Source organism: Streptacidiphilus melanogenes (assembly GCF_000787835.1).
GTDB lineage: Bacteria > Actinomycetota > Actinomycetes > Streptomycetales > Streptomycetaceae > Streptacidiphilus > Streptacidiphilus melanogenes.
Window position 1 is genome coordinate 28,564 of sequence record NZ_BBPP01000057.1, and the last position, 9,288, is coordinate 37,851.

14 protein-coding genes are annotated in these 9,288 nt (G+C 70.7%); 2 read left to right on the forward strand and 12 right to left on the reverse strand.

From position 1 onward, the window contains the following. Positions 1–360: 360 nt before the first annotated feature. Positions 361–765 (forward strand): phage terminase small subunit, encoded by a 405-nt coding sequence (locus tag TR49_RS47155; RefSeq protein WP_500808192.1) that lies wholly within the window; start codon positions 361–363, stop codon positions 763–765. Between the two features lie 361 nt (positions 766–1,126). Here TR49_RS47155 and TR49_RS46915 read toward each other — a convergent pair whose 3' ends face one another. Further along, positions 1,127–1,714: a restriction endonuclease gene (locus TR49_RS46915; protein ID WP_042389708.1), complete on the reverse strand. Its 588-nt coding sequence runs from the start codon at positions 1,712–1,714 to the stop codon at positions 1,127–1,129. Between the two features lie 770 nt (positions 1,715–2,484). Next, a complete protein-coding gene (locus TR49_RS35665) occupies positions 2,485–2,790 on the reverse strand; it encodes a hypothetical protein (RefSeq protein WP_042389711.1) in 306 nt (101 codons plus the stop codon). 492 nt (positions 2,791–3,282) lie between these two features. On the opposite strand from TR49_RS35665, the gene TR49_RS35670 reads away from it, so the two are divergent. Then, the gene (locus TR49_RS35670; RefSeq protein ID WP_042389713.1) at positions 3,283–3,519 is read left to right on the forward strand and encodes a hypothetical protein; all 237 of its coding nucleotides are present in this window, start codon (positions 3,283–3,285) and stop codon (positions 3,517–3,519) included. 33 nt (positions 3,520–3,552) lie between these two features. Here the strand turns inward: TR49_RS35670 and TR49_RS35675 are convergent, their stop codons facing one another. The 10 genes from TR49_RS35675 to TR49_RS44250 all read right to left on the reverse strand — a co-directional run bounded on the left by TR49_RS35675 (position 3,553) and on the right by TR49_RS44250 (position 9,227). Next, positions 3,553–3,936 carry a hypothetical protein gene (locus TR49_RS35675; RefSeq protein WP_042389716.1) on the reverse strand — a complete coding sequence of 128 codons (384 nt, stop codon included), beginning with the start codon at positions 3,934–3,936 and terminating at the stop codon, positions 3,553–3,555. Positions 3,937–4,117: 181 nt separating this feature from the next. Continuing rightward, a complete protein-coding gene (locus TR49_RS35680; protein WP_042389718.1) occupies positions 4,118–4,471 on the reverse strand; it encodes a hypothetical protein in 354 nt (117 codons plus the stop codon). 87 nt (positions 4,472–4,558) lie between these two features. After that, on the reverse strand, positions 4,559–4,741 hold the full coding sequence (locus TR49_RS35685) for a hypothetical protein (protein ID WP_042389720.1): 183 nt from the start codon (positions 4,739–4,741) through the stop codon (positions 4,559–4,561). A gap of 216 nt (positions 4,742–4,957) precedes the next feature. Next, positions 4,958–7,069 (reverse strand): cell division protein FtsK, encoded by a 2,112-nt coding sequence (locus TR49_RS35690; protein ID WP_042389757.1) that lies wholly within the window; start codon positions 7,067–7,069, stop codon positions 4,958–4,960. A gap of 71 nt (positions 7,070–7,140) precedes the next feature. Then, entirely contained in the window at positions 7,141–8,106 is a 966-nt protein-coding gene (locus TR49_RS35695; RefSeq protein ID WP_042389721.1) for a hypothetical protein, read from the reverse strand. Continuing rightward, the gene (locus tag TR49_RS35700) at positions 8,106–8,306 is read right to left on the reverse strand and encodes a hypothetical protein (RefSeq protein ID WP_042389723.1); all 201 of its coding nucleotides are present in this window, start codon (positions 8,304–8,306) and stop codon (positions 8,106–8,108) included. The genes TR49_RS35695 and TR49_RS35700 overlap by 1 nt, the downstream gene beginning before the upstream one ends. A gap of 74 nt (positions 8,307–8,380) precedes the next feature. Beyond that, positions 8,381–8,599 (reverse strand): hypothetical protein, encoded by a 219-nt coding sequence (locus tag TR49_RS35705; RefSeq protein WP_042389725.1) that lies wholly within the window; start codon positions 8,597–8,599, stop codon positions 8,381–8,383. Positions 8,600–8,616: 17 nt separating this feature from the next. Then, a complete protein-coding gene (locus TR49_RS35710) occupies positions 8,617–8,844 on the reverse strand; it encodes a hypothetical protein (protein WP_042389727.1) in 228 nt (75 codons plus the stop codon). Between the two features lie 3 nt (positions 8,845–8,847). Next, a complete protein-coding gene (locus TR49_RS35715) occupies positions 8,848–9,039 on the reverse strand; it encodes a hypothetical protein (protein WP_042389729.1) in 192 nt (63 codons plus the stop codon). Between the two features lie 41 nt (positions 9,040–9,080). After that, positions 9,081–9,227, reverse strand: a complete 147-nt coding sequence (locus tag TR49_RS44250; RefSeq protein WP_160311697.1) for a hypothetical protein — start codon at positions 9,225–9,227, stop codon at positions 9,081–9,083. Positions 9,228–9,288: the final 61 nt, after the last annotated feature.

The window sequence follows — 9,288 nt, forward strand, 5'->3', positions numbered from 1 at the left end:
GACGAAGGCCACGGCCACGGCAACCCATGCCGACAGCTGTCCACCGTCGCTGATCACTACCCGGACGAACGACGTGACCTGGTAGCCGCCGGGATCACCAACCCGGACGCACTCCACCGGCTACGAGGCATCTGCGCCCCATGCCATGCACGGAAGACAAGTGCCAACACGCCGGGCGGCTGGGCGCGACGTGACCAAGCGTGACAGCCACGCCCCACCCCCAGGGGCATACCGTCCCCCACCCCCCTTGCCGGGGACCTTCGGGGAGGTGCGTCGCTGCTCGCGATCCCGCTCAGACTCAACTGTCGCCGCTGGCCATGATCACTGACTACGGATTGTGAGGTACCCACGATGCCAGTTATGCCGAATCCAGCGAAGGAACGGAGCCGCTACACGGCCGCCAGAGCGAGCGAGCGCTCCGGTTCACGGCGCGGCCTGGTGACGCTGCCGGCGGTGTGCGATCTCCCTGTTCCGCCGCTCCCGTCCGGCCGGGACTGGTCGGAGCCGGAGGCGACGATGTGGGAGGAACTGTGGACCGGCCCCCAAGCGGCGATGTGGGACGACTCGTTCGTTCCGGCGGTGGCGATGTTCGTGACGTGCTGCTGCACGATCTTGTCCGGTAAGGCGTCGGCGTGGATGGCGCAGGAGGCCCGGCATCTGTCTGACCGTCTGGGCCTGACGCCGCAGGGCATGGCTGCGCTCGGCTGGGCTCTGCCTGATCAGGTTGGGGCGCCGGCCGCGGTCGTGCCGCTGCGGGGTGTGTGATGGTGTCGGCCCGGAGGGCGGCGCGGGCGGGCCTGGACCAGCAGGCTCCGGACGACGATCAGATGCCGCCAGCTTGGTTCTGGCAGTTCAGGGAGCGGGACTGGGGTCTGGGCGGGACGCCGTCGCCGGACCACCCGATCGAGTGGGGCCGGTGGTGTGCCGCGCGTCGGGAGTGGCGGACTCGGCGCACCGAGTGGCTGCTGGAGCGCGGTCTCGTGGCTTGGGGCATGCGGGGTCTGAACTCGGTGGACTTTCAGCGGATCCTTCGGGAGGAGCCGCACCGGGTGCTGGTGCGGCCGCAGCGGGGGGATCGCCCTGGCTCAGGGGCCGCTTGAGGCGGAGGAGGCCACGACACGGTCGGTCAGTGCCAGGGTGCTGGACCTGTGCGCGACACCCAGCCTGCGAGCTCGCGGGCGCCGTAGAGGCGGATGCCGGCCTGTTGGGCGTACTGCACGGCGCCCTGGGTGAAACCGCTTGTGGTGACGACTGCGGCGAGGTGCGCACCGTGGACCACGTAGTAGGTGCCGCCGACCTTCTGCACTTCGGGTGAGCCGACCCGGTTCGTGGGCGCGTAGCGCTTGGCCTGGATGACGATTCGCCGCCCGTCCGGGGTGGTGGCGATGACGTCTGCGCCGAGGTCGCCGGCACCGCCGACGACGCGTACGTCGGTGCAGCCGTCCCGCTGACACAGGCCGGCGAGGGCCTGCTCGAACTGGAGCGGGGTCATGTACTGGAAGTCCGTGAGCACGTTCGCTGTCACCTGGGGCAGCCGCTCGGGCTTCCGCCGGACGAGTCGGGTCAGATCGGCGACGCCCCAACAGGTGACCTGGGTGCCGGCCACGAGCAGCCAGACCATGCCGATCGCCATGGCAACCATCAGGTAGAACGCGGCGACGTAGAGGCGCCCCACCAGGAAGAGCAGGCCGACCCAGCTGCGTGGGATCCGCATTCGTCGCCGACGCGGGAAGCGCACGTTAAACCGTACGAGCTGGCGCTTACGGCGTGCCGGATGCCCCACGTAATGCCCCCTCTTTACGAGGACTTCACAATCTCACGGCGTAGTCCGGTACGTCAGTGGGATGGCGCTTTGGGAGCCGCCGCTGCACGCCCCGGGCGGGACTGCTGTCCACATGCTGTGGAGGAGCTGGACGGCAGAAGGCCCCCGACGCTTCGGACTCAAGCGTGGGGGGCCTCTTCGTGCGTGGAACCGGGAACGGTGGGCAGTCGCGGTGTAGGCCGCGACCTGCTCCGCGCGGGATGCCGGTCGCGGCTCCGTCCTGGAGAGGTCGTCATGCTCTACGAGCTGCGCGTGCAGTACGTCACCCCACCGGAGTGTGAACCCGGCGGACGGTGGCACATCGTTGAGCTCGGCCAGTCGCTCGCCCTCTGCGGCCACACAGTCGACACAGCGGCAGCGGGGCGCCCGCTGGCGGATTGGGGCGGGATCGACTCCATTGGCTGCTGTGACCCCTGTCAGCAGATCCACCATGTTGCAGCCGGCAGACCGATGAGCGAGGACTGGCACGTCGGGAAGTACGGCTAAGGGCCGCGCACGAGGGCCGCCGCGGCGTGGGCAGCGTCCGGCCGGGCGGTGCCGGGGCAACGGGATTCGGAGTGGGACTTGCTGGTCGGGAAAGGACCGGGGCGACAACGACGAAGGGTCGTAACTCCGCGCCGGCAGGCAGTCCAGAAGGTGGTGCCCCTGACCCAGGCGTCGCCTTAGCCCAGCAGGGTGCGTCCGATGTAGCGGAACCCGTGGATCCTCCGCTCGGCCATCCAGTCCTCAAGAGCGGTGCGGTCCTCCACGGCCTCCAGATGTGCCGCCGGTTCCGCGGTGGTGACGCGCCGAGTGGCCCAGCGCAGAGCTTCCCGGGCGGTGGACGGCTCCATGGCCGCGCGCTCCTGCCACAGCGTCTGGCGCTGCCGCAGGAATACCGCCGCGGGCGTTGACGCGTCGGGTCCACCGGCCGCGATCAGTGCGGCAGTGAAGTATCCCGTCATCGCGCGGTCCATGCTGGCACCCATGCTGTACCGCCTTCCCTGGCCCTCTGCAGCGCCTACCCCTTGCGGGCGCATTCACCGTGTCGGCGACGGTCGCGCTGGGGCCGACCGCCAGTCGCCCGAATGGTCCGCTGCGCTTGCTCCCGCCGTCGCGTGCCGGGCTTGATGGGTACGGCGCGCATCCGGGCCTCCCACCCGTCGAGCGCGCCCTGCCGTGCGGCGACCGCACACCGCACAGCAACGGGAGCCTCGGGCCTCTGGGGCTCCCGCCCAACCGGCACGAAGAAGGCCTCGGCTCACCGTCTGGGGTGCCGCAACCGACCCGAATGCATCGTGAAGCGTCCGGCCCCGGGGCGGGGACCGGACGCTGTGCCACGCCGGGGTCGGAATCCGGCGCTACCGACTTGTAGCCGTCGACCGTGGCGGTGAAACGGGCATCCGCCCGAGCAGGTGACGGCATTGGCGGATGGGCGAACGCGGATGCGATCACCGTCCGGGCATCGCAGGCTGGGCGGCATGACCGAACCCGCACCCACCGAGCACCATCACGCCCACGTCGTCGTCCACCCCGTCGTCTCCGAGGGTGTCACCCGGCCGTTCCGGCGCGTGGACATCCTCGGCACGCAGGTCGGGAAGGCCTACGGCATCGGGGACGTGTCCGAGTTCTGCCGCCGGGCCGGCCTGGACGAGCTCGACCTCAACTCGGAGCGGATGGTCGAGTGGATCGGCGGCGGCTCCGACACCTGGGAGTGATGAGCCGACCAGCTGTCCTGATCTGTGGTCACATCACTGTGCAGCGGCGACGTCGATTGTGACCCTCCATACGGGGATCGGGTCGGGGCAGGGGTTCGCGCCGGGCGTGCACGTGGCCTGAGCGGTGAGGTCGGCGCTGCCTTGGGCCACGGCGTGGAACGTCCCCGGGGCATCCTCATCCGGTGCGAGTACATCGGACGCGCTGGAGGCCGTCTGGCCGTACGTGAGCGTATAGCCGCCGCTGGAGTCGTCCTGGAGCAGCACTGTGATGTCTTGGCCGACGACGGCGTTGACGGTCTTCCCGTTGTCTGCGTTCCCGACGGTGATGGTGTCCGCCAGCGCCGCGGCGGAGGCGGACGGCATCACCAATGCCATGCCCAGGGCAAGCGGAGCGATCAGACGCCTGAGTGCCTTCATGCGTTCTCCCTCTGGATCGTGCGGCGTTCCGTGACCTTGGCGGACGCCGGGATCGGAACGTGCACGCGGCATCCTTGCGGGAAGCTCGGGCGGCGGGCCCATCCAGGGCCGGGCATCGCACTCTTGAGTGATCAAGTTCGACCGGTCCGCTCCGCCATTCAGGCCAATGACAGCCGGGTGGTCAGCCGCGCTTCTGGAAGTCCCGCCAGATCGCGCGGAGGACCAGCGCCATGATGGCCATGGCGAGTGCGGCCAGGCCGAGGGCGATCGCGACGGTGGCGACGGCGAGCAGGACGCTGGCGACGATCCCGCCGACCGCGACCCAGCCGAGTACCTGCTGCAGGTCGGGGCCGCGCCGCTGCGCCGCGTAGTAGTTGTTTACAACGATGGGCTGCTGGGGCTGGCCGTAGCGTGCGGCCTCCTGTGCGTCGCGCTGCCAGGCGGCGGGGGTGTCGGAGCGTCGGGCCGGCGTGTACTCGGGCTCGGTCGGCCATCCGGGGAGCGTGCTGTTTGTGGGCTCGGGCCTGGTGGGCATGTCTTGGGTCTCCAGTCTGTATCGCAGTGCGGGCTGGGGATCCGGGGCGGCTCTGGGAATACCGGCCCTCGGGCCGCCCCGGGCTGGCTACTTCTTCTTCGCCGTGGCCTCGCGCTCGCGGGCCTCGTCGGCGAGCTGCTCGAGGGCGCGGTCGACCTTCGCCGTCGACTTGCCGCGCAGCACCTGGCGGGCGCCTCGGGCGAGCAGCACGGCACGGCGTGCCGACTCGCGAACCGTGTAGAACTCCGGGTGTTCGATCTCTCGGCTCATGGCTGGCCTCTTCCTTCTCGTGGTTACGGATAGTGATCAAGGTTGGGCAGGGAGGGAGGCAGTCCCGTTCGGGGACGTGCGCTCCAGGGGTGCTGTACGGCCTGCAGGCGGGTGCCTCCCTGACTCCCTGGCAGGCCATCAGCGCAGATCAGATCCAGGGAGGCGTTACAGGGAGGCGGTCAGGGAGAACTCCCTCCCCTCCCTGCCGCCTCCCTGTCACTCGTCGTAGTCGTCGGCCTCTTCGAGAGCCCGATTCGCGAGCGCATCGAGGACCTTCTGGCGGTCCACCACCGGGATCCCGCTCGACTTGTGCGGCTCACACCCGGCGTCCTTCAGGAACTGCGTCAGATCCTGGAACGTCCAGTCGCCGTACTCGGCCCGGTTGTGCTCCACCAGGCGCTGAAGCATCTCCCGGGTCGGCACCCGCGGCCGGTCGCCGATCAAGTCGGCGATGTCCTGCAGCGAGTCGACCTGGGCCACGGGCTCCACCGACGACTTCGTCGTCACGCCCGAGCGCCGGGCCTTCGCCCGCTCCGCGATCTCGTACGCCTGCTCCTTGTCCACGTAGTGCGTCCGAACGGTGATGGAGGCCTGGCCGGGCTCGAGCTTCACGCCGTCGCCGGCGACCACGACGACGCCCTTGTCGATGCCCTGGCGCAGCTTGTGCGGCTCGGCGCCGCCGTCGATGGCCTTGTCGCCGAGCGCCATGCGGGCCTGGGACTCGGTGCCGACGACCAGGGAGGCGCGGATGTGCGCGCCCTCGCGGACGAGCTTCGGCAGGTTCTGGTCCGTCGGGTCCTGCGTGCCCTCCCAGAGCAGCACGTCAACGGCGCGGCCCTGGTTGTGGAGCTTTCGGGCGGCTCGGAAGAACCGGCTGGTCTTCTTCGTGCCGCCGTACGGCCGCTTGAGCTCGTCCTCTTCGGGACACATGAACGCGACCTGCGCCTCGTCCACGACCAGGATCAGCGGCTGGAACTTCGTCCCGTCCGGGGCCAGGAGGCGGCGCTCCATCTCGGCGACGCCCTCCTCGAGCATCTCTGTGACCAGGGCGACGTGCTCGTCGGTCGGTCCCTCGATCAGGACGGTGGCGAGGCCGGCGAACATTCGCCAGTCGCCGATGCCCTTGAGGTCGCCGATGCGGAACTCGACGGTCGGGTCGAGGGCCAGCCACAGGGCCAGAGCCCGCATGCTGGCCGTCTTGCCCTGGTTGGACAGGCCGGTGCACAGCAGGTGCCGCTGGTACAGGCTCAGGGCGACCAGGTCGCCGCGCAGGTCAGGGCCCCACGGGGCGCGGCCGTTGATGTAGTCCGCGGTCATCTCCGCGTCCACCACGAGGGGCGACGGGCCGACCGGCTCGTCGAGCGCGCCGCTGTCGGCGATCCACAGCCGGACGGTGCGGGCCGCGGTCGGGATGGTGATGAAGACCTCGTGCTCGTGGCGGCCCAGGTTCTCGGCCAACTTGCGGCGCCGGGCCTGGATCTCCTCCGTGGAGACGCCGGACGGGAGCAGGACGTCGACCTCGACACCGCACCCGGCGAGGGTGATCGGGCCGAGCATCTGCGCGGCGCCGTCGTCCATGGCTTGGATCTGCTTGCGTAGCTGACTGATGCCCAGGTCGCGCATCGCCATGACGACGATCGACGGGGTGATGGTCTCGACGGTGCGCTCCCGCTCGGGCAGCACCCAGCGGGGCACGGTGCCGCCCTGCTGGCCGGCCCGCCAGAACGACAGCAGGACCAGGACCGGGGCGAGGTAGACGCCGATGCCGAACACGACGGCGGCGATCATGACCAGGTCGCGGACGATGACGATCGCGAAGAACAGCGGCAGCAGCAGGTCACGGCCCTGCTTCTGCGCTATCGCGAGGATCACGCCCGTGAGCAGGAGCGACCCGGTACCGATCGCGAGGGACCACAGCAGGGCCTTCGCGAGGCGCAGCGGAGCGTGCAGCAGGTCCATGCGGCGCTGGTGGCGGGATGCCCGGAACTGGGCGGCGCGCTGCTCCCACTCGGCGGCGACCTCGTGCTGGCCCAACTCTTCGGCGGTGCGGATCATCCGCTGGTGCCGGGACGTCGTGCGGGACTCCCAGGCCCGCTTCGCGAGGACGCGGGCACCTGCCGCGGTGTACATCCCGTGACGGACCGCCAGGAGGCCGGCGGTGCGCGTCCTCGGGTGCGTCGCCACATGGTGGACGCGGGCAGCGGCACGACGGTGCAGCCGCGGCCGGACACGCTGCGCTGCTGCTTCCCGCAGATCTGCGGGAAGCGACGGGGCCGTGACCTGCGACGGAACGGCGTCGGCGGGTTCGGTCCGCGGGGCGGACGGAATCGTGAACTTCTCGAACCGCTCCGGCGGGAGCGTCGTCCCGTTGACCTTCGGCGGCGTGCTGTCGGTGATGCTCACTGCGGGTTCTCCTCGTCCTGGGTCTGCCACCAGCGCTGGACGGTGCGCGTCGACACCCCGAACCGCTGGGCGATTTCGGCGACGACCGCGTCCGGGTTGGCACGCATGTAGGCGATGCCGTCAGCGCGACGCCGACGGGCCGCCTCGGTCCGCTCCGCGAAGGCCTCAGGGACGGCCTGCGCGGGCCCCTGCGACAGTGCGGCGACAGTCGGAGCCACCAGCGACTCTGTGGCCGTGTCACCGGCTGCGACACTCCGGGCGAACCCGAACGGCGTCCGGGGCACCGGCACCGTCTCCGCGGGCTCCACAACGGCCGGTGCGGGTTCCTGGAAGACGGGGGCGAGCGGCATCGTCACCGGCTTCGCCCACACCACCGGATCCGCGGTGCGCGTCACCGGCAGCTCGGTGCCCGAGGTCAGCTCGAGGTTCGCCAGCCGGTCGGACTGGGTGACGGCCAGGCGCTGCGCGTCGGCGTTTTCATGCAGCCGCTCGACGCGATGCCACTGGGATGCCATCGCCTCAGAGATGCGTACCTCAGTCAGCTGATCGGTCCAGCTCTGCGTCAGCGCGGTGAAGCGCGCCTTGGCTTCCGTCGAGTTGGCCTCGGTGAACAACTTCAGGGCCAAACACGCCTTCGCGAGCAGCGGCACCAGCGACGCCACGACCGCGACGGCGGTGCCGTGACCGCCGAGCAGCTCACTGGTGGCGTTGACGGCCGCCGACAGGGCGGTCAGTGACCAGCCGACAGCGCTCAAGCGGACACGCAGGTCGACCCGGTAACGAAGTTCATGCTGGACGGCGACAGCGACCAACCAGGCCGCGTCGAAGAACACCGCGACGCCGTAGCCGATCGGGTTGTGGGTGCCGATCAGCGCGACCGTGTTCCACGCCGTCCAGGCGGCGGATACGAGGATCATCGCGCCGGTCAGCGGCGCCAGGCAGCGAAGAATCTTGGTGTACATCAGCGGGCCGCCTTCGGGTGGAGGATCCGCCAGCCGAGGGTGAGGGCGACGCCGGCGGCGAGCGCGGCCGGGGTGTGCAGCAGCCAGACGACCACCGCGACGACGAGCGCGAGCGGGACCGGGGTGGTGGTGAACAGGGCCAGCAGCAGGCTGGCCAGGAGCAGCGTCGACGGCCTCGAGCCCGACAGGGTGAAGTGCATGGCTTGGGTCCTTCCTGGTAGGGCTGGGCTGCGTGGCCGGTGTCATCCGCGCGCCCAGCCCGGTCTGGTGGGCGTCAGCTGCGGTCGAGCCAGTCGCTGATCTCGGCGCGGCGGGCGGCCATCGCGTCGAGCTCGACGCGGGCGGCGGCGAGGGCGCGGTCGACGGTGGCGGGGTCGCTGGCGTCGGCGGCGTTCAGCCAGACGCAGGCCTCGCTGTCGGGGTCGAGGATCGGGCGGCGCACCTCGCTGGCCGGGGCGCTGCTGCTGCGGGACGAGCGGGAGAACAGGCCCATCACGGGCTCCTCTCGGGTCAGTCGGTCGGGTCGGCGGGGACGGGGTTGCGGCGGTCGGCGATGGCGTCGATCAGGGCCCCGATGCGGTCGTAGGCGATGCAGGCCAGGAGGAGCACGACGAGGTCGTGCAGGGTGCTCGGGCGCATGTCGATCACGGCGGGGTGCGGCAGCAGGAACGCGCCGAGGCCGGCGGCGACGATGAACGGGACGGACTGCAGGAGCAGCCGCTTCAGGCGAGCGGGCACCGGTCAGTCCTCCACGGTGTCGATGTAGCGGTATGCGGCGAAGGCGGTGGCGCGGGGGTCGCGGGTGGACTGGGCGATCGCGTCGGCGGCGTCCAGGTCGCCCGCGTTGACCAGGCGGCCGATCTCGCGGAGCGTGTCGTCGGTCGCGTCGGGCAGGCTGTCGTTGTTGGAGGTGGAGCGGCGGAACAGGCCCATGACGGGCTCCCTTCGGGTTGGCGGTGCGGGACGGGGTGGGGTTAGGCCGGCCAGATGACGGGCGGCCAGTTCGGGGCGAGCAGGCGGTCGAGCAGAGCGTCGACGCGGCGCCGGATCTGCGGGGCCAGCGGACGGGCCGTGAGCTCGATACGGGGCGGCGCGGGGACGGGACGGGTGGTCTTGGACATGGCTGTCTCCAGGGGTGTGGGAAGGGGTGGGGCGGGTCGCCAACCTGTTGCTGGTGAAGAC

Coding starts and splice junctions, on each gene's coding strand:
- TR49_RS35705 (WP_042389725.1), bottom strand. CDS start 8,599: ATGGGCCTGTTCTCCCGCTCGTCCCGCAGCAGCAGCGCCCCGGCCAGC.
- TR49_RS35665 (WP_042389711.1), bottom strand. CDS start 2,790: ATGGGTGCCAGCATGGACCGCGCGATGACGGGATACTTCACTGCCGCA.
- TR49_RS47155 (WP_500808192.1), top strand. CDS start 361: ATGCCGAATCCAGCGAAGGAACGGAGCCGCTACACGGCCGCCAGAGCG.
- TR49_RS44250 (WP_160311697.1), bottom strand. CDS start 9,227: ATGTCCAAGACCACCCGTCCCGTCCCCGCGCCGCCCCGTATCGAGCTC.
- TR49_RS35715 (WP_042389729.1), bottom strand. CDS start 9,039: ATGGGCCTGTTCCGCCGCTCCACCTCCAACAACGACAGCCTGCCCGAC.
- TR49_RS35685 (WP_042389720.1), bottom strand. CDS start 4,741: ATGAGCCGAGAGATCGAACACCCGGAGTTCTACACGGTTCGCGAGTCG.
- TR49_RS35670 (WP_042389713.1), top strand. CDS start 3,283: ATGACCGAACCCGCACCCACCGAGCACCATCACGCCCACGTCGTCGTC.
- TR49_RS35680 (WP_042389718.1), bottom strand. CDS start 4,471: ATGCCCACCAGGCCCGAGCCCACAAACAGCACGCTCCCCGGATGGCCG.
- TR49_RS35700 (WP_042389723.1), bottom strand. CDS start 8,306: ATGCACTTCACCCTGTCGGGCTCGAGGCCGTCGACGCTGCTCCTGGCC.
- TR49_RS35675 (WP_042389716.1), bottom strand. CDS start 3,936: ATGAAGGCACTCAGGCGTCTGATCGCTCCGCTTGCCCTGGGCATGGCA.
- TR49_RS35695 (WP_042389721.1), bottom strand. CDS start 8,106: ATGTACACCAAGATTCTTCGCTGCCTGGCGCCGCTGACCGGCGCGATG.
- TR49_RS46915 (WP_042389708.1), bottom strand. CDS start 1,714: ATGCGGATCCCACGCAGCTGGGTCGGCCTGCTCTTCCTGGTGGGGCGC.